This window comes from Synechocystis sp. PCC 6714, assembly GCF_000478825.2.
GTDB lineage: Bacteria > Cyanobacteriota > Cyanobacteriia > Cyanobacteriales > Microcystaceae > Synechocystis.
In genome coordinates, this window is the sequence record NZ_CP007542.1 from 1,425,754 (window position 1) to 1,448,719 (window position 22,966).

Annotated in this window: 22 protein-coding genes; 7 read left to right on the forward strand and 15 right to left on the reverse strand. The window is 50.1% G+C overall.

Annotated elements, in window-relative coordinates; translation table 11 throughout:
* Nucleotides 1-6: 6 nt before the first annotated feature.
* The 4 genes from D082_RS06400 to D082_RS06415 form a co-directional block, all read right to left on the reverse strand.
* Nucleotides 7-432 carry a gamma-glutamylcyclotransferase gene (locus D082_RS06400; RefSeq protein ID WP_028948822.1) on the reverse strand — a complete coding sequence of 142 codons (426 nt, stop codon included), beginning with the start codon at nt 430-432 and terminating at the stop codon, nt 7-9.
* Nucleotides 433-545: 113 nt separating this feature from the next.
* Nucleotides 546-989: a response regulator gene (locus D082_RS06405; RefSeq protein WP_028948821.1), complete on the reverse strand. Its 444-nt coding sequence runs from the start codon at nt 987-989 to the stop codon at nt 546-548.
* Between the two features lie 15 nt (nt 990-1,004).
* The gene (locus D082_RS06410; protein ID WP_028948820.1) at nt 1,005-3,251 is read right to left on the reverse strand and encodes an ATP-binding protein; all 2,247 of its coding nucleotides are present in this window, start codon (nt 3,249-3,251) and stop codon (nt 1,005-1,007) included.
* A 161-nt stretch (nt 3,252-3,412) separates the two neighbouring features.
* On the reverse strand, nt 3,413-3,676 hold the full coding sequence (locus D082_RS06415) for a hypothetical protein (RefSeq protein ID WP_028948819.1): 264 nt from the start codon (nt 3,674-3,676) through the stop codon (nt 3,413-3,415).
* Between the two features lie 34 nt (nt 3,677-3,710).
* On the opposite strand from D082_RS06415, the gene D082_RS06420 reads away from it, so the two are divergent.
* The 3 genes from D082_RS06420 to D082_RS06430 are packed head-to-tail and all read left to right on the forward strand — an operon-like array spanning nt 3,711 to nt 6,281.
* Nucleotides 3,711-4,973 carry a gamma-glutamyl-phosphate reductase gene (locus D082_RS06420; protein WP_028948818.1) on the forward strand — a complete coding sequence of 421 codons (1,263 nt, stop codon included), beginning with the start codon at nt 3,711-3,713 and terminating at the stop codon, nt 4,971-4,973.
* 10 nt (nt 4,974-4,983) lie between these two features.
* On the forward strand, nt 4,984-5,187 hold the full coding sequence (locus D082_RS06425; RefSeq protein ID WP_028948817.1) for a hypothetical protein: 204 nt from the start codon (nt 4,984-4,986) through the stop codon (nt 5,185-5,187).
* The gene (locus D082_RS06430; RefSeq protein ID WP_238546867.1) at nt 5,184-6,281 is read left to right on the forward strand and encodes an AI-2E family transporter; all 1,098 of its coding nucleotides are present in this window, start codon (nt 5,184-5,186) and stop codon (nt 6,279-6,281) included. The genes D082_RS06425 and D082_RS06430 overlap by 4 nt, the downstream gene beginning before the upstream one ends.
* Nucleotides 6,282-6,346: 65 nt before the next feature.
* On the opposite strand, the gene phaB is transcribed toward D082_RS06430, so the two are convergent.
* From phaB to D082_RS06460, 6 genes are all read right to left on the reverse strand, one after another.
* A complete protein-coding gene (gene phaB / locus D082_RS06435; protein ID WP_028948815.1) occupies nt 6,347-7,069 on the reverse strand; it encodes an acetoacetyl-CoA reductase PhaB in 723 nt (240 codons plus the stop codon).
* Nucleotides 7,070-7,148: 79 nt separating this feature from the next.
* Nucleotides 7,149-8,339, reverse strand: coding sequence for an acetyl-CoA acetyltransferase PhaA (phaA, locus tag D082_RS06440; protein WP_028948814.1), 1,191 nt, complete (start codon nt 8,337-8,339; stop codon nt 7,149-7,151).
* A 242-nt stretch (nt 8,340-8,581) separates the two neighbouring features.
* On the reverse strand, nt 8,582-9,091 hold the full coding sequence (locus tag D082_RS06445; protein WP_028948813.1) for a DUF6790 family protein: 510 nt from the start codon (nt 9,089-9,091) through the stop codon (nt 8,582-8,584).
* A gap of 118 nt (nt 9,092-9,209) precedes the next feature.
* The gene (locus tag D082_RS06450; protein ID WP_028948812.1) at nt 9,210-9,674 is read right to left on the reverse strand and encodes a glutathione peroxidase; all 465 of its coding nucleotides are present in this window, start codon (nt 9,672-9,674) and stop codon (nt 9,210-9,212) included.
* Nucleotides 9,675-9,714: 40 nt separating this feature from the next.
* Nucleotides 9,715-10,731 (reverse strand): adenylate/guanylate cyclase domain-containing protein, encoded by a 1,017-nt coding sequence (locus D082_RS06455; protein WP_028948811.1) that lies wholly within the window; start codon nt 10,729-10,731, stop codon nt 9,715-9,717.
* 32 nt (nt 10,732-10,763) lie between these two features.
* On the reverse strand, nt 10,764-11,486 hold the full coding sequence (locus tag D082_RS06460) for a DUF3120 domain-containing protein (protein WP_028948810.1): 723 nt from the start codon (nt 11,484-11,486) through the stop codon (nt 10,764-10,766).
* A gap of 354 nt (nt 11,487-11,840) precedes the next feature.
* On the opposite strand from D082_RS06460, the gene serA reads away from it, so the two are divergent.
* Together serA and prmA are read left to right on the forward strand one after the other, a co-directional pair.
* Nucleotides 11,841-13,421 (forward strand): phosphoglycerate dehydrogenase, encoded by a 1,581-nt coding sequence (gene serA, locus D082_RS06465; protein ID WP_028948809.1) that lies wholly within the window; start codon nt 11,841-11,843, stop codon nt 13,419-13,421.
* Nucleotides 13,422-13,508: 87 nt separating this feature from the next.
* On the forward strand, nt 13,509-14,411 hold the full coding sequence (prmA, locus tag D082_RS06470) for a 50S ribosomal protein L11 methyltransferase (protein WP_081857619.1): 903 nt from the start codon (nt 13,509-13,511) through the stop codon (nt 14,409-14,411).
* A 247-nt stretch (nt 14,412-14,658) separates the two neighbouring features.
* Here prmA and D082_RS06475 read toward each other — a convergent pair whose 3' ends face one another.
* Nucleotides 14,659-15,735, reverse strand: coding sequence for a hypothetical protein (locus tag D082_RS06475; protein ID WP_028948807.1), 1,077 nt, complete (start codon nt 15,733-15,735; stop codon nt 14,659-14,661).
* A 110-nt stretch (nt 15,736-15,845) separates the two neighbouring features.
* Between D082_RS06475 and D082_RS06480 the strand changes: the two genes are divergently transcribed.
* On the forward strand, nt 15,846-16,490 hold the full coding sequence (locus tag D082_RS06480; RefSeq protein ID WP_028948806.1) for a TetR/AcrR family transcriptional regulator: 645 nt from the start codon (nt 15,846-15,848) through the stop codon (nt 16,488-16,490).
* A 143-nt stretch (nt 16,491-16,633) separates the two neighbouring features.
* Here D082_RS06480 and D082_RS06485 read toward each other — a convergent pair whose 3' ends face one another.
* From D082_RS06485 to D082_RS06500, 4 genes are all read right to left on the reverse strand, one after another.
* Complete coding sequence (locus D082_RS06485) at nt 16,634-16,828, reverse strand: hypothetical protein (protein WP_028948805.1); 195 nt, start codon at nt 16,826-16,828, stop codon at nt 16,634-16,636.
* A gap of 24 nt (nt 16,829-16,852) precedes the next feature.
* A complete protein-coding gene (locus D082_RS06490; RefSeq protein ID WP_028948804.1) occupies nt 16,853-17,308 on the reverse strand; it encodes a divergent PAP2 family protein in 456 nt (151 codons plus the stop codon).
* A 110-nt stretch (nt 17,309-17,418) separates the two neighbouring features.
* Nucleotides 17,419-20,265 carry a GAF domain-containing protein gene (locus tag D082_RS06495; RefSeq protein ID WP_081857621.1) on the reverse strand — a complete coding sequence of 949 codons (2,847 nt, stop codon included), beginning with the start codon at nt 20,263-20,265 and terminating at the stop codon, nt 17,419-17,421.
* Between the two features lie 119 nt (nt 20,266-20,384).
* Nucleotides 20,385-21,446 (reverse strand): Mrp/NBP35 family ATP-binding protein, encoded by a 1,062-nt coding sequence (locus tag D082_RS06500; protein WP_028948803.1) that lies wholly within the window; start codon nt 21,444-21,446, stop codon nt 20,385-20,387.
* A gap of 220 nt (nt 21,447-21,666) precedes the next feature.
* On the opposite strand from D082_RS06500, the gene D082_RS06505 reads away from it, so the two are divergent.
* Nucleotides 21,667-22,947, forward strand: coding sequence for a pitrilysin family protein (locus D082_RS06505; protein ID WP_028948802.1), 1,281 nt, complete (start codon nt 21,667-21,669; stop codon nt 22,945-22,947).
* Nucleotides 22,948-22,966: the final 19 nt, after the last annotated feature.

The following is a 22,966-nucleotide window of genomic DNA, read 5'->3' on the forward strand; positions in this document are numbered from 1 at the left end:
GGGGCGTCAATGGGGAAATTCTTGGCATCCAGACCAACATCCCGTGGGCAGATAAATTCCTCCGTACCGCTCGATTTTCCTGGGATCCATGCGGTAAAGCCAAGCTCCGGCCATCTCCCCTCCCTGGGGGTCAAATACTGTTGCCCAACAACGCTCATAAACATTTTCTTCGGGGTCACGTTCTGCTTGGTAATCTTCCAAACTATCTAGCTGATCTAAAAAAAAATTCGGGGGAAAGGTGAGGCAATAACCCCAAACCCTATCTTGGCCGATCGCCATAGCCGGATAGCCAAAATGTTGTAGATGGTAGATTTGTCCGAGTACATAGCCCCGGGCAGGGGGCTCAATTTGGCTGGGGCAATAGGCTTGGTGATTGCACTCTCCCGGCATGAGAGTACCATAAACAAAAACCTTCACTGTCATTGCATTCATTTTTACCAATTAAGCACCCAGGGAACCACCGAGGCTCAGTCAAAGAATCAGAGCCCGGGACCTATCGCCCCTCCACTTTTAAGTTACTAGATAATTTACTAGCGACGGTGCGGTCAACTGGCCGGTAAGGTAACCGTTTCCAGCCAGAAGGACTCAATGCCCTGCACCATTTTGAACAAATCCTTCAAATTACGGGATTTGGTTAGATAGCAGTTGACGTGCAGTTCGTAACTAGCAATTACGTCATCCTCATTGTGGGAAGTGGTCAGTACCACCACAGGAATCCTTTTCAGGGTCGGATTTTGTTTGATTTCTGCTAACACTTCCCGGCCATCTTTTTTGGGCAAATTTAAATCCAGCAAAATCAGGTTGGGACGGGGACAATTTTCGTATTCCCCCTGTTGTTGCAAAAAGGCCATGGCCGCCAGACCATCCCGGAGAATGATCAGTTCATGGTCAATGGTGCTGGTTTTCAACACTTCTTGCACTAGGCGGCTATCGGCTTTACTGTCTTCCACCAGCAAAATAACCTTGGGGGGATTAGATTCGTCGGACATGTTTTAACAACCCCCTTAGTTACCGATGGGAATGGAGAAATAGAAAGTGGCCCCTTCCCCTGGGTTAGACTCTAACCAAATTTGCCCTTGATGGCCTTCGATGATTTTTTTACAAATGGCTAGGCCCATGCCAGTGCCTTTATATTCATCTCTGGTGTGGAGTCGTTGGAAAATGACAAAAATCCGTTCGAAGAATTGGGGGTCAATGCCAATGCCGTTATCCTGCACCGCAAATACCCAGGCATCTTCCCGGCGATCGCCCCAGATTTTAATTTTGGGTGGTTTATCCCCGGCAAATTTGATGGCATTACCAATCAGGTTTTGGAATACTTGCATTAGCTGAATTTGATCCGCCATCACGGCGGGCATGGAACCCACTTCAATTTCTGCCCCGCTTTCTTCAATGCGTTGTTTGAGGTTGGCTAAGGCCTTATCCACCACTTCCTGCACATCGGTGAAGGTGAGTTGGGCATATTGGGTATCCACCTTGGCGTAGGTCAAAATATCATCAATCAACGTCTGCATTAGGGAAACCCCATTTACCGCAAAGTCGATGAAATCCTTGGCATCTTCATCCAGAGCTTCGCTATAACGCATTTCCAGCAGTTGCACGTAGTTGCTCACCTGGTTGAGGGGTTCCTGCAAATCGTGGGAAGCAATGTAGGCAAATTTCTTTAAATCAGCGTTGGAGCGTTCCAAATTGCGGGCTAATTGGGCCAACTCTTCCGCCTGACGCAAAATTAGGTTGACGATCGCCTTTTTCAGGGCTAGGGCACTCTGGATTTCCACCGGTTGCCAGGGCAGGGATTGGAGCCGGACAATTTCTTTCCAGAGGTCAAAGGATTGGCGGGGATGGAGTTCAATCTGGCCGTTTTCCTGGGTAGCTTCGTAGGCATTGTTCGGGTCACCGCCCCAATTAACCGTTTGCAATACTTCGGGCCGGAACCAGAGTAAAAAGTTGTGGCGGGCAATGGGGATGGCCAATAAACCACTGGCCTCCGCCTTAAAGTTCACCGCATCAGGGTAAATTTGCGATAGGGAAGAGGTGGAAAAAACGTCCTGCACATCCCGGCTCTCTAACCATTGCAATAAATATTGCACCGCCTTTTCATTGGGAGTCTGTCCCACTAAAATCAATTTTTCCCCAAAGCAGATGGCCGCTCCCTGGGACCCCGTCAACCCCAATAGGCGATCGGGATTGTTGGTTAAACCTTCGACGAAATCCGCTGCTGTGGTCATTTTGTCCAACAAAACTGCCTCATGCTCCGCCAATTGCACCCGGTAGTCAAAGGTTTCCGTATCTTCCTGGGCGGAAATGTTACTGAATACTACCCGACCAAAAAATTCGCAGGCTTTACGCAGTTCAAAGGGAATTACCTTCGGCGTTTGGTGATGGCAGGCAATCAAACCCCAGAGATGACCATCCTTAATTAAAGAAATGGTTAGAGAAGCCCCCACTCCCATATTTTTCAAATAGGTGAGATGACAATGGTAAGCACTGCGGAGAATGGATTCTGTTAAATCTACCGCTCGGTTAGTGTTGGGGTTAACCGCTGGGGTCAGGGGCACCGGCACACCATAAACATCAGGAATCACACGGATGGGGTTATGGATAAATAAACGGCGGGCGGGTTGGGGAATATCTGATTCGGGATAATGCAGGCCCAGATAGGGTTCCATATCTTCCCGTTTATCTTCGGCAATGACATCACCGTGGTTATTTTCGTCAAAGCGGTATAGCATCACCCGGTCAAAGCCCGTCATCCGCCGCACTTCTTGGACAATGACATCGTAGAAATCCCGCAGGTTAGCCTGTTGCCGCAACCGATTCAAAGCGGCGTTGGCCATGTGGTAAAAGCCCAGAAAGAGCAAATTGTCGGCGGTGTAGGCCGGTTCCAGTTCACACACCAATAGGCCATCGCTGTTACGATGAAAAACCCCATCAAACACCACAAAGTCATCCCCCATCACCCTGGCCCAGAGTTTACTAGGGTTAAGGCCACTGATTTGTCCTGCCGTTAGGCGACTTTGGATCGGTTCAATTTGAAAACTATCAAACACTTCCCCCAGGGTTTTATCCAACAACTCCTCCGGCGATCGCCCTAAAATACTAGTGCAGTTGGCACTGATTTGACTGATGGCAAGATCCGGCTCCTGCAACACCATCACTAGGCCGTGGGGCTGAATTAAATGGGCGGTGTGGATGGCGAGGGTTTCTAATTGGCGCAGGGACTGATCGCTGAGTTGTAAAGTATTAGCCATGGGCTTTTTATCTCTCGATGTTGATATCAATTCACAATCTAGGTCGTAACTTTGGCTTTAATTAACTTGAAACAAGCCTTAATCAGCTAATAGACAAATAATTCCATCCCCCATTGATAACAGCTGAATATGCTCGGTGCCTTCATCCTAACTAAGCTTTCTTATTTCCCAACCGCAATGTTACACAACGAAACCGTTTCGCAATTTTTCTTAACTTTAAATGTGCCAGTAAATTCCCCCGTCTCACCACGGGTTAATAGTAAGTGTTTATGCTCAAAGGCGATCGCCATTTTGACTAAATTTAAGTTTTGATTGTTTAATTGTTTGTAACTGTCAATCCATTGATTGGCTGCTCCTAAACCATCAAAATGCCTGCGGTGAGCTGGATGGGTATCCGTCAAATTAACTGTCCGAAATAAATCCATTTTTGCAGGCGGGCTTTGCCCCCTAGAATTTTCGATGACTAGCGATGATGCCACGGTCGGTTTAGCCAAGGTTCTTGATGCTGCCCAGGAGGCGTTCCTTGCCCTCGACGCCCATACCGGTAATGAACGCAGTCGGGCCGTTTTAGCCATGGCGGAGGCTTTGGAGAGTTCTTTTGACCGCATTTTGGAAGCCAACACCTTGGATTTGGTGGTCAGTCGAGAAATGTCCGTGGCGGATTGTCTCTGTGAATGGCTCAAGCTCACCCCGGAACGGTTGCAAAATACGGTGGTGATGCTCAAGCGCCTAGCTTCTTTACCGGATCCATTACAACGGGTGATGGCTTCCCCCTACCAATTCAACCGAGCCCAGACCTATTGCCAATTGATGCCCTTAGGGGTGGTGGCCCTAGTGTATGAAGCTTTCCCTGAATTGGCGGCGATCGCCGCCGGCTTTTGTCTGAAAACAGGCAATAGCTTAGTTCTCAGGAGTTGCGGTGCTTCTAGCCATTCCACCGCGGCCATTTGTGAAATTTTGCGGGAAGGTTTGCTCGATGGGGGTCTACCAGTGGATAGTGTCAGCCATATTCCCAGCGAAACTCTGCCCAATGTGCAGGATTTGGTAGGGGGAGCCACCCCGATTAATTTGGTCATTCCCTACGGCCGTCCCAGTTTTGTGGAGCAAATTAGCCAACAATGTACCCCCCCGGTGCTGAGGGCCGCCATGGGCAACTGTTACCTCTACTGGTCTAGTAAGGGAGACTTGGAAATGGTGCGTCAAATGATCATCGACAGCCATGTGGGCTATCCGGATCCGGTCAATGCCATTGAAAAAGTTTTGGTTAGCCCCGGTCAAAATCCCGCTCCATTGGTGCGATTGTTGAATAATTTACAGGCCAAGGGTTTTAAGTTAAAAGGCGATGGTGGACTTTGTGAGCAGTTTCCCGACCACCTCAGCCTAGCCAAGGAAAGTGAGTGGAATAAAGCCTATCTGGACCGGACAGTGGCGTTCCGCACCACCCAAAATCTTAAAACGGCGATCACCTGGATTAATAGCCATAGCAGCGGCCATGGGGACTGTATTGCCACGGATTCCTACCAGGAAAGTCGGCAGTTTTCCATGGGCGTGGACAGTGCGTTGGTTTATGTCAATATTCCGCCCCATTTTTGCCGTAATCCCCAGCAGGGGGACTCATTGTTTTTAGGGGTATCCAGCCAAAAGGGTCAACGGCGGGGCCTAATTGGGTTGGAAGCCTTTATGACTCCCAAACAGATTGTCCAGGGGGAAAGTCGCAGTTGAGCCATTGTCCATGTCACATTTAAATTCTTTGGCATTATTGGCCCTAAAAGTGTTGCTTCCTTCTTTGATCATTTCCTGGGGCATTAAATTTTTGGTGCCCGCCTTTGCTCCCCCGGCAGAACTGCCCTGGGTTTTACTGCTGGTATTTGCCCCCGTTTTGGCGATCGCCCTTTGGTTGGGGCTACAGGAATGGCAGGGGAGGAAAATGCCATGACCTTTGCCCAATGGTCTGGTTTTATTAGCCTACTTTTGATAGCAGGGGTGCTGTGGCAAATTCGCCAGTTACTCCTACTGTTATTTGCCTCGGTGGTGTTGGCCAATGGTTTAAATCACCTTTCCCACTGGTTCCAACGGCGGGGGGTAAAAGCACAATTATCCATTCCCCTAGCGGTCATTGTTTTACTGTTGGCCCTGGTGATGGTGGTGGCCCTGATTATTCCCCCCTTTGTTGACCAATTTCAGGAGTTACTGACCCTAGTACCCGCTAGCATTGATGACACCCTGCGTTGGCTGCGAAAAATAGCCAGGGCGATCGATCCAGAATTAACGCCGCTCTTACCTAACTGGCAACAAATCACCGCCCAAATTAGGCCCATTTTGCAGGAATTGGCTGGCAATGGCCTGGGTTTGTTTTATAGCACCCTCGGTTTACCCCTAACTTTGCTGCTCCTAATTGTGCTCAGTCTGATGTTTTTGGCCAATCCCAGGGCCTATCGTCAGGGCTTCATCCGCTGTTTTCCCGCCTTTTACCGGGAGCGCATCGACTCGATTCTCAATCAATCGGAGGTTTTACTAGAGGATTGGCTGCGGCTAATTGTGGTCAGTGGTGTGGTGGTCACCGTCACAACTTGGTTGGGTTTAGTCCTGCTCCAAGTACGACTTCCTTTGGCCTTGGCCCTAGTTGCGGGCATTCTTGTCGTTATCCCCAACATTGGCCTCCTGATTAGCCTAGTACCCGCCATGGCGATCGCCCTATTGGATAATCCCTGGAAGCCCCTGTTGGTGTTGGTGCTGTATGGGCTGATCAACTATTTTGAATTCCATTGGATTACCCTCCAGTGCATGGGCAAACCCAGGCCAATTTTGCGGGGAGTCTTACTCTTAGCCCAGGTTTTCTTTGTCAGCGTGTTTGGACTGTTTGGGTTGTGGTTGGCGGTGCCCCTTACGTTAGTGGGGCAAGTATTAGTCAAAGAAATTCTGATCACAGACATTCTTGACCGTTGCCAAAGGTCACAAGGGCCAGAAGAAACTAAGAAAGGAAAACCATCCCAAATCAACATAGTGATGGCTAGGGATTCCCAAGGCTGAAAAAAATCTCCCCAGAATTAAATTAGGGAGGAGAAAATTAGGATTCCTGCACAATAGCGTAAAACTCAGGTGTGGTGGGCCCCATTAACCCGCAATACTTCTCCGGTGACATAGCTACTGGCCACGGGGGAAAGCAAAAAGGCTACCGCCCAGGCAATTTCTTCTGGTTTACCAAAGCGACGGAAGGGGATTTCCTTGGTGATTTTTTCCCGGATGTCTTCCCGAATAGCTAAGGTCATTTCTGTGTCAATGAAACCCGGAGCCACCGCATTAGCCCGCACCCCATACCGAGCCCCTTCCCGGGCCAAGGATTTCATCATGCCAATCACCCCAGCTTTGGTGGCGGAATAGTTAGTCTGGCCTACGTTGCCCCGCTCCCCGGAAATGGAACTAATGGCGACAATGGAACCGGATTGGCGTTCGTACATGCCCTCAATGAAAGGTTTAATGCTATAGGCCACCCCTTTGAGGTTGACATTGAGTACCGCATCCCAATCGGCGGGGGTTAATTTTGGGAAAAAGTTGTCTTTTGTGATGCCCGCATTGGCCACTATGCCGTAGACAGGCCCCAGCTTTTCCGTGATTTCCGCCGCCGCCGCCGTCATGGATTCCAAATCTGTGACGTTGGCCACTACCCCCAAGGCTTCGGCATTACCCCCGTCCGTAGCTAAATCGGTAAAAGCTACTTTTGCTCCCATTTCCTGGAGCAATTTAACGATCGCCGCGCCGATGCCCCGATTGCCCCCGGTGACGACAATGACTTTATCTTCTAAACCAAGGCTTAACATGGTGACTCCTGGGTGAATTAGGTTGAATTTTGGGAAATTTATGAACTGGATGGACTAGGGATTGAGGGCTTGAAACTGTTTAAACCCTTTCAATGGCAACAGCCGTTCCTCCCCCAGTGCCATGGCAAAGGGCTGCTAATCCAAAGGTTTTATCCCGTTGTTGCAAAGCATAGAGCAGGGTAACGATAATCCTGGCTCCCGATGCCCCGATGGGATGCCCCAAGGCGATCGCCCCACCGTTGACATTTAGTTTGTCCCGCTCCACCCCCAACTGCCGTTCAAATAACAGGTTGCTGACGGAAAAGGCTTCGTTATTTTCAAACAAATCAAAATCAGCAATGGTTTTATCCAGTTTGGTCAATAGTTTTTGACTAGCGGCAATGGGCAATTCTGGAAAACGGCTGGGAGTACCCGCCGCCCAACTGCCACCCAAAATTTTCGCCAGGGGTTTGAGCTGATATTTCTCCACCGCTTCTGCACTGGCCAATACTAATGCCGCCGCCCCATCGGTAATTTGGCTACAGTTGCCCGCCGTTAGTACCCCTTCCTTGGCAAAGGCTGGCCGTAACTTGGCTAAACTTTCTACGGTGGTGTCAGTGCGAATGCCTTCATCGGTGTCCAACACCTGGGTTCCCTTGCGACTGGTGATTTCAATGGGGGTAATTTCCGTCGCAAAATGTCCCGACTCCGTTGCCTGGGCCGCTCTCTGTTGGGACAAACAGGCCACTTCATCCAATTCTGCCCGGCTGAAACCATGCTCTGCGGCCAACTTTTCGGTTTGATCCCCCATGCCTTCCCCGTTGGTGCTATCCGTCAAACCGTCATGGAGCAGAAGATCCGTTAAACTCTCCGGATTGCCCAGCAAAAACTTATAGCCCCAGCGGGCCCGGTGGGAAAGGTAAAAACCCGTTTGGGACATGGATTCCGTCCCCCCAGCCAAAATTAAATCCCCTTCCCCCGCCCGGATGGTCAACATGGCATTGATCACACTCATCATGGCCGAGGAACAGACCATATCAATGGCGTAACCGTCCACTGTATTGGGAATGCCCGCTTTCAGGGCCGCCTGCCGGGGAATAAGTTGCCCATGGCCAGCCCTCAGAACGTTGCCCATAATGTAAAGGTCCAGATGCTCTCCCCCCACTCCAGCTTGGGCAAGGACACTTTCCATCACGTGACCCCCCAGATCCGCCGCCGAAAAATTGGTTAGAGATCCACCAAAACGTCCCAGGGGAGTTCGTTTAGCAGCCACAATAAAAACATCACGCATAATTGCTTTCCAATGGCATGGGTTAGGAAGGACGGGGATTAATCCCGCCTCCAGCTTAATTATGGGGATGAATTCAGAAAGCAGCGCACCTTAAATTCAAGCTTTGAAAACAAAGTGCCCCACGGCGATCGCCCGGAACGAATTGAATGGTCAACACTTTTACCATTATCAATGGCCTAATTTGCGATCAATGTCGACGGCAAACCATCCGGCCTGCAACCATGGAGGAATATTGCAAGTTTTCAAGACCTTGAGGGATATCGTTGTTGTAGTTTGAGAAGACCAAAACCAATAACTGGAATTAGAATATCTGTGTAAAGCACTGTGCCTGCGTTACCAGGGGCCAGATTACTTGCGTGAAAAATTTGCCAAATATGACCCACCGCCGCTCCCCAGAGAAAACAAGCCGGCCCCACCACCGCCGCTAACCTGAGGTCAAAACTTCCCCGGAAGGCCAATATTCCTACCATCGCAAATCCTAAACTCGCAAAACCCACTTCTGCCTGGAAGGGACTATCGGCCCAACCAATAAATTCGGCGATCATCTCTCCAAAAAAGACATGGATAACAAAATTGTAAAAATAGCTAATGGCCACCGAGTAGAGTAAAAAATAGGCCAACAGTGCTTCAATTATGCTCCCTAGATGATGATTTTTTGGCGATCGCCAAAGAAATAACCCACTGTGCATCAGACCGGCCATTAATAGGAAAACAGTAAAGTTTTGTAGCACCAATCCTATGGATTTTTCCATGGTAAATACTGCTTTTTTGACAGTTTTTTACCAATAAAATACCCCATGCCTAGGGCCGGGGTGAAAATTGCCACAAGCTTAATGGAAGACAATTTTTGTCTTGCTTACGCCCAAGAACTTAGCCCAAGGCTTTTTCGATCGCTGCTTTGAGGCCTTCGTCATCGGGCTTGGTTTGGGGATCAAAGCGAGCCACCACTTGCCCATCGCGACCGATTAAAAATTTGCCAAAGTTCCAGCTAATGTCTTCCCCATCGCCAACGAGGAATTGGTAGAGGGGACTGCGGTTGGGCCCGTTAACATCCTGCTTTTCTAGCAGGGTAAAATCGACGTCGTACTTGGTTCTGGTGAATTCTTTAATTTCCTCTGGAGATCCGGGCTCCTGGGCACCGAACTGATTGCAAGGAACACCGATAATAACTAAACCCTTATCGCCATAGGCCTGATCCAGGGCTACCAAGCCGCTGTATTGGGGGGTTAAACCACATTTGCTGGCAACATTAACAAAAAGGACAACTTTATTGGCAATTACCTCCGGAGCCAGGGGAGTTCCGTCCAGGGTGGTCAAGTTAGTGGGTAAGGACATAAATGTTAAGAAATATTACAGCGACTTCTATTATCGACCATTAAGGCCCTTCCGTGGCAGGGGTAGTACTTTCCCCCAGGGTAGTGTTATCTAACAAATATCCCAGGGTAGCAAAGGGCAGTCCGTAAATCGCGATGGGATTAGTGTAGCCCTTTAATTCGATGGTGTGCTGCTGAATTTTTTCGGGCCAGAGAGGCAATGTCTGCAAATAACTAAAGGTTTTTTCGCTCATGGCCAGGTCAAAATCTGCTTGTTTGGTGGCAGATTCTAGCCGAAAAGCGGCATTCACCGTATCACCGATCGCCGTGTAGTCAGGATGATCACCACTGCCGGTATTGCCCACCATGGCATAACCAGTGTTTAGGCCGGTACCAATGCGGAGGGGAAAGGGTAAATCATATTTTTGATTTAGTTTCGCAGTCATGGCCTGTAGCCGGTGGACAGCATGGAGAATTTGGATTATTTCCGCCGGAGTAGCTTCGTTGTAGCCGTGGAACCAGAGGGCCATCACTGCGTCACCAATGTACTTATCCACCCAACTGCCAGCTTCCCGTAGGATGTGCCCCGCCTGGCGGAACCAATTGCCAATCAGCATGGACAACAACTCCTCTTCCACCTGTTGGGCCATGCCGGTAAAGTTACGCATATCCGCCACCAGTACCGAAATTAACCGCCGTTCGTGGAGTACGCTAGTTTGGGTATCCCATTCCGCTGGGTTACGCAGTAGGCCCGAAGGAGTGCCATTTTGGTCCGAGTAAAACCTCGCCTCTGTTTTACCAAAGGTAATCTGGTCTTGATCGTGAATGGCGATCGGCACACTCACCCGGCGACCGTTGACGAAGGTGCCATTGCGACTACCCAGGTCAATTAGGAGAAAGCTTTCCTCTTCCGTAGCTTGCAAAATGGCATGGTTACGGGAAATGCAACTGTCTCGGATGACTAAATCATTCTCCTGACTGCGGCCCACAGTCCAATAGTTCCGCCCCTGGAGAGGAAAAACTATGTCCCCATGGGAGAAGTGTACTATTAGGTGAACGGGGGAGGCGGACTTATCCACAGAGTAACAGTCAGGGTGACAATCAATGTTGACTAGGCCATCATAGCCCCAAGCCAGAAAAGGGCATCTACAACAATGGTACTCAATACTGCCCCGGCAAAGGCCTGCCAAGGAGGAGATTTTCTCTGCAACCCCCAGCTCCCCAATGCCAGCAATAGGGCCAACAGTAGTCCGCCCCAAGCAATGCCCCAGGGGGTATGGATTTTAACCAGGGCCGCCTGGAAGACAAACCGGGCAAATTCTGGATCCACCACCATCACCTGCCGCCAATGATCCATCAGGTTCGTTAGGTAAAAATAGGCATCCGTCACCGCTGTGCCACAGAGGGAACCCAAGTAGAATAGATGGCCGATTTTGCCCCAGCCCCGTTTCAGTCCCCACAGAGCAAAGGGTAAACCGATCGCCTCGATGGGTAAATGCCAGAGGGGTTCCCAACGAAACCAACCCCAATAAATGGCCCCCGCCAACCAACTCCAGCTAAAGCCCAACAGCAAATCTCCCCAAATTGCTTGGCTAGGTCGTTTCATTAACCAAACGGCGATCGCCACCCAGGGGAGGGTTAAAGCGAGGGAAATCCAGGGAAACTGTCGTACCAGGGGAGCTTGGATAAACACTGGCACCGAAACAAGGAAGCCGGCCGCCAATTGCATGCCAGTGGTTTCGGAGTTAATAGTTAAGCTAGAACGCCAACGGTGTAGACGGCGAAAAAAATCTGGCCCCGGCTGGGCTAAGGCGGTGGTTAAAAGGGGAATCACTACAGGGGCTGAGTAAAGTTGACTAAAGGGGATTTTTAAAAAAGGGTACTCACTCTGTCGTGAACAAACAAAGGAGCAAAGGAGAAATCTTAAGTTTTGTTACTTTAAATTAATCCTGCTCATTATATCCAAAAACTTCTAGGCTTTCTAGGGAAAACTCCCTATGCTTTAACCCCCCTTCCCCCCAGGAATCGGAAATATTGCTAACGGTTATCCCCCAAGCCGCTAGAATGGGCTACGGAGATCGGCCCAGGATAGCAACTACATCTAGTCAATTTAGCCTGGCTCCAGGGATTTTTTCTCGCCCTTTTGTCCCCGCCGGCCCCAGCGCTATTAATTTTTCGATCATTCACCATGGCTAAAGTTTTAGTTTCTGACTCCATTGACCAAGTCGGCATTGATATCCTCAAACAAGTCGCCCAAGTTGACGTCAAAACTGGGCTATCGGAAGCAGAAATTATAGACATTGTTCCTGAGTACGATGCCATCATGTTGCGCTCTGCCACCAAGGTGACGGAGAAGATTATCCGGGCGGGTAGCCAGCTAAAAATTATCGGCCGGGCTGGGGTTGGTGTGGACAACATTGACGTACCGGCGGCCACCCGTCAGGGCATTGTGGTGGTCAATTCCCCCGAAGGTAACACCATTGCCGCGGCGGAACATGCTTTGGCTATGATGATGGCTTTGGCCCGCCATATCCCCGATGCCAACAAATCCGTCAAGGAAAGCAAGTGGGAACGGAAACAATTCATTGGTACAGAGGTTTATAAGAAGACTTTAGGAGTGGTGGGGCTAGGGAAAATTGGTTCCCACGTGGCCGGTGTGGCCAAGGCCATGGGGATGAAATTGTTAGCTTACGATCCGTTTATTTCCCAGGAACGGGCTGATCAAATTGGTTGCACCCTGGTGGATTTAGATTTGCTCTTCAGTGAAGCGGACTTTATCACTCTACACATTCCCAAAACGCCGGAAACCGCCAACTTGATCAACGGTAAAACCTTGGCCAAAATGAAGCCCACCGCCCGCATTGTTAACTGTTCCCGGGGCGGCATTATTGATGAAGATGCCCTGGTCACCGCCATTGAAACGGCCCAGATTGCTGGAGCAGCCCTGGATGTGTTTGCCCAGGAACCCCTGGGGGAATCCCGACTACGGGAATTTAGCAATGTGATTTTGACCCCCCATTTGGGTGCTTCCACCGAAGAAGCCCAGGTGAATGTGGCGGTGGATGTGGCGGAACAAATTCGGGATGTGTTACTGGGATTACCGGCCCGCTCGGCGGTGAATATTCCTGGCCTTACCCCCGATGTGATGGAAAAATTGCGTCCCTATCTCAAGCTGGCGGAAACCCTTGGTACTTTAGTGGGTCAATTGGCCGGAGGTCGCATCGATCGCCTGACTGTTTGTTTACAGGGAGATTTAGCGGAATATACCAATAGTCAACCCCTGGTGGTGGCGGCCATTAAAGGTCTGCTCTCCCAAGCTCTACGGGAACGGGTTAACTACGTCAATGCGGCGATCGAGGCCAAGGAAAGGGGCATCCGGGTGATTGAAACTAAAGATGCTTCGGTGCGGGACTATTCGGGCTCTTTACACCTCAAAGCCACTGGCACCATGGGAGAACATTCCGCCACCGGTGCTCTGCTCAGTAATGGAGAAATCCGCATCACCGACGTGGATGAGTTTCCCATTAATGTTCCCCCCAATAACTATATGTTGTTCACGTTGCACCGGGATATGCCGGGCATCATTGGTAAAATTGGCTCCCTGCTGGGTAGCTTTAACGTCAACATTGCCAGCATGCAGGTGGGGCGCAAAATTGTCCGGGGCGATGCGATCATGGCCCTGAGCTTGGACGATCCCCTACCCGATGGCCTGCTGTCGGAAATTACCAAAGTGGCTGGCATTCGGGATGCTTACACCGTTAAGCTCTAGGGAAGCTCTGCACAAGGCGATCGCCGATGGTTCAGCTGGGGGAGGTCAGTCGAGCCCCTACCATGGGTGCATATCAGCGAGGAATGAATAGCCATGGCTAATAGTTGGTGGGAAATTAGAATCCTCTGTCATCCTTCCTTGGAAGAGTCTACCTTTTGGCGGCTAGAGGAGTTCGGCTGTGTGGGTACTTCCACCGAAAAAAAGGCCCATTCTCTGCTTGTTCGGGGCTATTTGCCCCAGGAAAAGGCCGAAATTCTCGACTTGGCCGCCCTAGCCCTCTGGTGTGAGCAGGACGCCTTGCTGCTACAGGTGCCCAAGCCCCGCTTCCATTGGCAATTAATTGACGAAGAAGATTGGTCCATTAGCTGGAAAGAGCATTGGCAGCCCACCCCCGTTGGCGATCGATTTACTATCTACCCAGCCTGGATTGATCCTCCAGAAAATTCAGAACGGCTCATTCTCCGCTTAGATCCCGGTGTGGCCTTCGGCACCGGCACCCATGCCACCACCCAGCTTTGTTTAGAATCCCTAGAAATGCGGGTGGAACCCGGAAGTAACCAGATTTTGGCAGACTTGGGCTGTGGTTCCGGTATTTTGGGCATTGGGGCTGTGTTACTAGGGGCAGCTAAAGTATACGGGGTGGATAATGACCCCCTGACGGTGGAATCGGCCCGCAATAATCGCCATTTAAACCAAATTCACCCCGATAATTTGGTCATCAATGAAGGCAGTGTACCGGAATTGGAACAGTTAATTGCTGAGCCATTGGACGGCATTATTTGCAATATTTTGGCGGAGATAATTGTCGATTTATTGCCCCAATTCACCCCCCTAGTCAAACCCCATGGTTGGGCTATTCTGAGCGGTATCATGGTGGAACAAAGTCAGGCGATCGCCGATGCGTTGGAGCAGACCGGCTGGACAGTGGCGGCCATATGGAAACGGCAGGAATGGTGCTGCTTTCAAGCGAGAAGGGAAGAAAGTGATTGAGATATAGTTGATCGAATTGAAAGTAAGACACTGACCGGAGCTAAAATCGTCTTTCGCAAAAAATTTAGTCGTCTCAATTTTAATTTGGTTGACTATACTAGGATATTCGATCTTAGTTGAGGCCCTGAACCAGAAATCCAAAATAGTGATGTTTGGAGAATCTTTTGCCTTCCGGTAGCAGAGTATGGCAGGCAAAAAGGTTCCAACTAAGGCCAATCTTGTGGGCCCTTGCCCTGAAGGGAAAACCTCAGCTAATTTGGGCGACGATTTTTTCCGCTATCTGGCGATCGCCATCTTTGGGCAATTTTTCAGCCAATCTTGGTTTTTGGGGAGATTGCAACAGAAAATCCCAATGGCCAGCGAAGAACTGTTGATGGGGGACAATCTGATGGTGACCATAATTCCTTAAACCATCTAGTAAGACCTGGGCTTCGGCAAAACCTTCCCTGGTGAGGGAGATCACTGGCACCTCCCATTTCAATGCTTCGGCAAAGGTGCTAAAACCAGGTTTGGAAAATACACGGCCGCAGAGGGGCATGAAATCCACCGGTCGATAGGTTTTTTCTTGAATCACAGTCAGGTTATCTAACTTGGGAGCTTGGGCATCAAATGTAATGAATTGATGGTCGGGAAATTGGCTTAGCCCTTGGTAGGGAATGGCCTCTAAACCTAACCCACCAAAAGTTAGCAAAATTGTTTTTTCCTTGCCAGTTTGAATAGCAAATTTTTCCCTTAATGTCTGCTCACTGTAGCGGGGATTTCCCCCCAGTAATCCCATCACTGACTTGCAGGGAAAAACTTCCATCGGTTCCGATAAAGGCAGATGAAACAGTAAATCACATTGGCGATAATCCCGCTCAATTTTTTCCACAACTTCCGCAAATTTATCGCCCCATTGCCGATAGATAAAATTCCAACCAAAATTACTGCTCATCCAACAAGGGATATCTGCTTGGTGGGAGATCGCCACTGCCAGGGCTGGAATATCCGCTAGCACCAAATCCACCCGATTGTTACGCAAATAGTTGGCCTCCGTTGCCACTAGGGAATTTTCCCGCTTGTAGATGTCGGTTAATTTGGCCAGGGTAGCGTCTTCGTCCATTCGTAAACTGTCCGCCTGCACCACACCAATGTCAAAAGCCACAGGGCGGTGGATGAAAGGCTTGTCCAGATAACCTTCCAGCAACCACCGGGGACTACGGGTGGCCATAATCACCAATACATGGGGGCACAGTTTCTGCACCCAGCGGACAATGCAGGCAGTGCGTACTGCGTGGCCAAAGCCATGGCCGGTAATGGCACAGTAGAGGGTGGGACGTTTCATCAAATTGCTAAAAAGTGGCGAATTATGAAGATTTCTGTTTACCGGTAGGGCGATCGGGATTTTTCCCGCACAATAACAGTAATAGCTGGGTGAGTTTAGAGGTAAAGTCCATGCAGAGCAAAAAGTATTACGCTACCCCATCGACCTTTACCAATCCGGCCGAAGCTTCCACCTATGATCGCATTTTGAAGGGGGCGTTAAAATTATTTGGCACCAAGGGTTACGAGGGTACCACCACCAAGGATTTGGCCCAAGCGGCCAATGTGGCTGAAGGAACGCTATTTCGTTATTTCACCAATAAGAAAGCCATTCTAGTGGAAGTGGCCACCGCTGGCTGGGTGGAAATTCTCACCGATTTGCTAACAGAATTGAGTGAAATGGGCAGTTATAAGGCGATCGCCCAGGTAATGAAGCGGCGGATGTTCCATTTACGGGAAAACAAATATCTATTGCAAGTGTGCTTTGTGGAAGCCCAATATCATCCAGAATTACGGGAAAAAATCCAGTCGGAAATTATTGACAAAATGACAGATGTGGCGGAGGCATTTTTTCAAACCGCCATGGACCGAGGCATTTACCGGCGGATGAATCCCAAAATTGTGGCCCAGGTTTTTTTGGGTATGTTTGCGGTGGCGGGTTTTTCCGAACAAACAGTGATTGACCCCCATGCCTCTCCCCAAGCTTTACAAGAAATGGCGGAAGGTTTAGCAGATATTTTTCTCCATGGAGTGTTGGCTAAAGGAGAAAAAATGTGATTCATCAACCCTTGGTAAACTTTAACCAAGGCTGGGAATGGTTTTAAAAACACCGTCAATCTTGGCAAACCAAGACAGTGACACAAAGCTTGATTAATAGAACCCTAAACGCAAAAACTAGAATTTCACCAATGACAAAAGTTTTAACGTTTGCCTTGGAAAATTTGTTGTATCTGCTCCCACACTTCGGCAGGAGTGATTTTAAAGCCTACGTAAAGGACCAACAAAATAATAGCGATAATAGCCCCGTTTTTGAGTGTTGCCGCTGTTACTTTGAAAAACCAGCTTAGGACTAAACCAATAATCAAAATAGTAGCTAGGAAAAGGACAATTTCCATTAATTTATTCTCCTAATTTCCCCCTCACTGGGCTGGTACAGTAAAGAAGGCAATGGCAATGCCCAATGCTAAACCGGCCAAAACTTGCACAGGGGTGTGGCCCAGCAATTCCTTGAGTCGTTCCTCGGTTAGGCTTTGATCTTCCTGGAACAGTTCGTCAATTAATTGGTTAAGGATGCGGGCTTGCTTACCGGCGGCTTGTCTTACCCCCGCCGCATCGTACATGACGATGACTGCAAACAAACAGGCAATGGCAAATTCATTACTTCCCCAGCCTTTTTGTAATCCCACCCCGGTGGCCAGGGCTCCCACCAAGGCAGAATGGGCACTAGGCATTCCTCCGGTGGAAACAAGGGAACGGAGATTGATTTTACCGTTGCGGAAAATTTCCACGATCGCCTTGATGCCCTGGGCCAGGAAGCAGGCGGCCAGGGAAATCAGAAGTACTTGGTTGTGGAACACTGCGCCAAAATCTTGCATAGGTAATGCGGGCTGGAAGAAGGCCGGGCTTCGCTAGACTACCATGATCAACCATACCTTAAACGTAGGCGATCGCCGTTGCTGACCGGGGCCACTGGGACAAAATGGCTTCAGCTAATGGGCGTTGTCGCTTCCGTACTGGGCACAGGCAGGGAAAAGTAAAAGGTACTGCCTTCCCCTAAATGGCTATGGACGCCGATGGTGCCGCCGTGGTGTTCAACGATCTTTTTACAAATAGGTAATCCCAACCCCGTACCCTGGGGTTTATCGGTGAGTACATCTCCTCCCCCCTGTTGGAATGGCTCAAAAATTTTCCCTTGATCCGCTGGATGGATGCCGGGGCCATTGTCAATAATTTCCGCCCTCAGATAATCCTGCTCCCGATAACCCTGGGCAATGATCAGACCATTGGCGGTGAATTTAACTGCGTTGGAAAGTAAATTCAGCACCACTTGCAAAATCCGATTTTCATCACCGATAAAGTCGGGCAAATTCGGTTCCAATACCACCTGCAACGTAATATTTTTCTCCTGGGCCTGGGGTGTGATGGTGGCGATCGCCCGTTCAATAATGGCCCCCAATTGACAGGACCGTTGTTCCCAGGACTCTTGTCCTGCTTCCATTTTGGCAATGTCTAACACATCGTTAATTAGAGCAGTGAGGCGGTGGGCTTCCGACTCAATAATGGCCAAATTCCGCATCACCCGGTCCATGGCTTTGCCAAGTTTGGGTTGAGACAGATCCAACTCCGGCATGATCACCCGCCCTAATTTATCTTGGATTACCGTAGCAAAACCCAAAATCGAAGTCAGGGGGGTGCGTAACTCGTGGGACACCGTGGCCAAAAAGTCCGTTTTCATCCGCTCCACTTCCCGTTCGTGGGTGACATCCCGGATCATAATCACTGTCCCTAAACACTGGGGATATTTATGGCCATTTTCAGTGGCGGTGATGCTGGTCACCAAAGCTTGGCCCTGGCGACCTTGGCTCAGTTCCACATCGGCAGTAATCACCTTTTGCTCCTGTCTTTCCGGTTTATTGAGCAACTGATGTAAAGTGGCGGGAAAATAGGATTCTACTCCAGCCCCCAGCAGGTCTAGACCCTCCAGATCAAACATGGCCAGCAGAGCTGGATTGTAGCGGGTAATGCGACCGAACAGGTCAATTACTAACAGGCCATCGGCCAGGTTATCAACGATCGCCGTCAGGTTAGCCAGGGTGTTTTCCATGGTTTTGGACTGTTCCTGGAAGCGGGCCAACAACTGAGTTTGGTACACTGCGACTCCTAATTGGTTGGCAATTTGGTTGAGTAGATGGGTTTCCCTGGGTTGCCAATGGCGGGGGGCTCCATTTTGATAGGCTCCCAACAGCCCCCAGAGTTGTTCCCCCACAAATACCGGCGCTGTCAAAAAAGCCCGAATTTCAAACAGGCGTAGATTGGCCAAATGACAATCACTAAAACCCGCCGTTTCTACATCTTCCACCCCTAAGGTTTCGTGGTGACGGTAACGCCCCCCCTGGGTTTCCTGGAGATAGGTATCTTGCCATAGGGAAAACTGATTTTGCCGATCCATCAGTGGTTCCCACATTTGAGCCACGGACTCATGGATAAATTCTCCACTCCAATCTGGGTTAAAGCGATACACCAACACCCGGTCACAACTGAGTAAATGGCGTACCTCTTCACTGGTGGCTCGGAAAATGGTTTCTAGCTCCAATGTTTGACGAATGCCTTCAATGACTCTGGTAAGGGCCCGTTCTTCCTCCGCAATGCGGGCCAAGTGATCCTTTTGGGCTTGCACTTCCCCCAATGCACTCTGGAGCGCAGCCGATCGCCGTTGGGATTCCGCCAATAATTCCGCCTGTTGTAAGGCCACCCCCAAGTTGAGGGCAATTTTCAGGGCAAATTCAATTTCTGAACTTTCCCAGACCCTAGATTGGCCATACTGATGCACCGATAATACCCCCCAAAGGCGATCGCCGGAAAAAAGGGGCACCACTAAATTCGCTTTGGGTAATCCCAGCAGTGGGCCAGCAAAATCCCCCCCCTTATCGTCCGTGTCATCCATGGCCAAAATTAAACCTTTGGCAAAATGGGCAATCCATTCTGGCAACAAAGGCACCGGTTCCTGGGGCGGCGCAGGACAGAACTTTTCATCCATCTGGGCTGCTGCTTGAACTTCTCCCCAGGGCAAATTTTTATCTTCCTTAACTTTGATAATCACCACCCGGTCCACCGCCAACAATTTGACTACCTCCGTCACGGTGGTTTGAAACAGGGAGCGGAGATCAAGGGTGAGGCGAATCTTATCGATGACATCGGAAATGGCCCGTTCCCGTTGGGCGGACTTGAGATAGGCTTCCTTTTGGGCTTGACCTTGGGTCACCACTGTTTGCAACGAGGCTTTGTGATTCTGGCAATGGAGCCAGAGTTCTGTTTTTGCCAGCCCCAAACAGAGCAAATGGGCCATGCGTTGGGCAAATTGTTGGTCCCCCATGGGCCAGGGACGGGCTTGGTGGAGATCTTGCAAGCTCAGAATACCCCAATGGCGCTGGTCAACCACTAAAGGCAAATGCAGTAGGCTCTTAATGCCCAAAGTCTGGCAAAATTCCCCCTGCACCGGCCCTAGGGCAACGAACTCCTCTGGCGGTTGCCGCAATGTCCACAACCCATAGCGGGGAAGCTGTTCGAGCAACTGGAGCCAATGGCGATCGCCCCATGGCCGGGGCAAGGTTAGGGGGGCAATGCCTGGGGCTTTGGCCTGGGCTAAAAGACGGGGTTCCTGGCTAGGGGGCACCGCATTTTGCAATAACAAGACCCGGTCTAAACCCAAGCCCCGTTGTAATCCCTCCACCACCACTCCATACACGTTATGTAAATCCCGGCACTGGAGAATCATTTCCAACAATTGGTCGGCGATCGCCTGTTGTTGCTCAGGGGACAAAGGGAAAGACATTGTTACAAACCTTAAAGAATTGTCACAATAGTTAACTTGACCGTCTAACTACTAGCACACATTTTCTGACCGGGGATGTGTACGGCAAATTTTATTGAGGAGCCTTTGATTTCCTAATCCTAGACTAGGGCTGCCATGGAAACCTTGCCGGCAATTTGTTTGGCGATCGCCGTTAGGGCTTTGGCTGACTCTGATTGGGGATGGGAAACAACGATGGGAACACCTTTATCCCCTCCTTCCCGCAACAAAATTTCCAAAGGCACACAGCCCAACAGAGGTACATTCAGTTCTTTGGAAGCTTTTTCACCGCCGCCGGAACCGAATAAATCATATTGGCGATCGGGCAGATCCGGGGGAATAAAGTAGCTCATATTTTCCACGATGCCTAATACGTTTACCCCCATCTGTTGGAACATTTTCAAACCCCGCCGGGCGTCCAACAAAGAGACGGTTTGGGGAGTAGTGACAATGACTGCGCCGGCCATGGGGACGGATTGGGTTAGGGTGAGCTGGGCGTCGCCGGTACCGGGGGGCATATCAACGATTAGATAATCCAAGACTCCCCAATTAACTTGGTAGAGGAACTGACGGATAATGCCGTTGAGCATGGGACCCCGCCAAATTACCGGTTGGTCTGGATCAATTAAAAAGCCCATGGAAACCATTTTGATGCCATGGTTAAATACCGGCTCCAGCACTTCCCCCTGGGGACTATTTTGCACCTGTACCGCCGCATCGCTCAGACCCAACATGGTGGGGGCATTGGGGCCGTAAATGTCTGCATCCAACAGTCCCACCGTCGCGCCGGTTTGGGCCAGGGCCACCGCCACATTCACCGCCACAGTGCTTTTACCGACTCCCCCTTTGCCGCTGGAAATGGCAATGATATTTTTCACCTGCTCCACCGATTGGCGATCGGGTAAGGATTTTTGTTGGGGGGTTTCCGCTGTCACCCTTACTTCCACCTTTTCCACCCCCGGCAAAGTTTTCACCGCCTTTTCGCAATCTTCCACAATGAATTCCCGCAAAGGACAGGCCGGCGTGGTTAATACCAGGGTAAAATTGACCGTCCCCCCGGCGATCACCACATCCCGGATCATATTCAGTTCCACCAAGCTTTTTTGTAGTTCGGGGTCTTGAACGGGACGGAGCACGGTTAAAACGGCATCGGTGGTTAACATAGTGGCAAATGATGACAAAAATTGGGAGAATTCTCTTGGGGATTACAGTCTATCCCTTGATCTTAAAGGTTTTTGGGCAGGTTCCAGCGGTTTGGCCCCCAGGAATAGTTAAGCTTTACCATTGGGCAGGGCCTCAGCAAAGAGAAGAAAATGCCCCCCAAACCTAAGCATTGTGTCAGAGTGGAAAGAGACATAGAGCAAACCCTATCCGTTTCCCTCCATGACCCCCAGCCTACTGCCTCCTCGCCTCAATCGTCCCCACGTTGAAGTGTTACCCAATGGTTTGACCATTATTGCGGAGCAGATGCCGGTGGAGGCTGTGTCTTTCCAGATTTGGCTACGGGTGGGTTCCCGTTGGGAAGGGGATGACATTAACGGTACTGCTCACTTTTTAGAACATATGGTTTTTAAGGGGACTCCCCGCTTGGCCATGGGGGAATTTGAGCGGACCATCGAGTCCCGGGGGGCGGGCACTAATGCAGCCACCAGCCAGGATTACACCCAGTTTTACTTCACCTCAGCACCCCAAGATTTTGGACATTTGGCCCCTTTACAGTTGGATGTGGTGCTCAATCCCACCATTGCGGATGAACCCTTTGAGCGGGAACGGTTGGTGGTGCTGGAGGAAATTCGGCGATCGCAGGATGATCCCCAACGGCGTATTTTTCAAAAAGTGGTGCAGTTGGCTTTTCCTGACACGCCCTATGCCCGCCCTGTGTTGGGGCAACGGGAAGTTATCAAAAACCTTCAAGCTCAACAAATGCGGGATTTCCACGCCCATTGGTATCAACCCCCGGCGATGACGGTGACGGTGGTGGGCAATCAACCCGTTAGTAATTTAGTGGAAACCGTAGCCCGCAGTTTTGCCGATTGTTACCGAGTCAAATCCCCTTCCCAGGGCCTAACGCCGCCCCCCATCAATCTTCCTCCAGCTTTTACTACGGTGGAAACTACCACTGTGGTGGATAAGGGTTTACAACAGGCCCGTCTGATTTTGCTCTGGCGATCGCCGGGGTTAGACCAGTTTGAGCAAACTTTACCCTTGGGGGTATTGGCGGCAATTTTGGGGCGGGGTCGTATATCCCGCTTATTTCGGGAGTTGCGGGAGGAAAAGGGTTTAGTAACGGCGATCGGGGCCAGTAATTCCAGCCAGGCCACCCAGGGAATGTTCTATGTTTCGGCCCAGTTACCGACGGAAAATATTCCCGCCGTAGAGCGATGCATCCTGGATCAGATTGAACGACTCCATAATGAACCCATTCCAGAAAAAGATTTGCAACGGGTCCGCACCCAGGTGGCCAACCGCTTTATTTTTGGTAACGAACGCCCCGGCGATCGGGCCAATTTATATGGCTATTACTATGCCCAAATTGGTGATTTAGAGCCGGCATTGGCCTATCCCGCCCAAATTCAAGCCTTAACGGCTGCAGATCTACAAAAATCAGCCCAAACTTATCTTTCCCCCACTGCCTACGGCAAGGTTATTGCTTTGCCAGAATAGGATTGATCAACGTTAACAA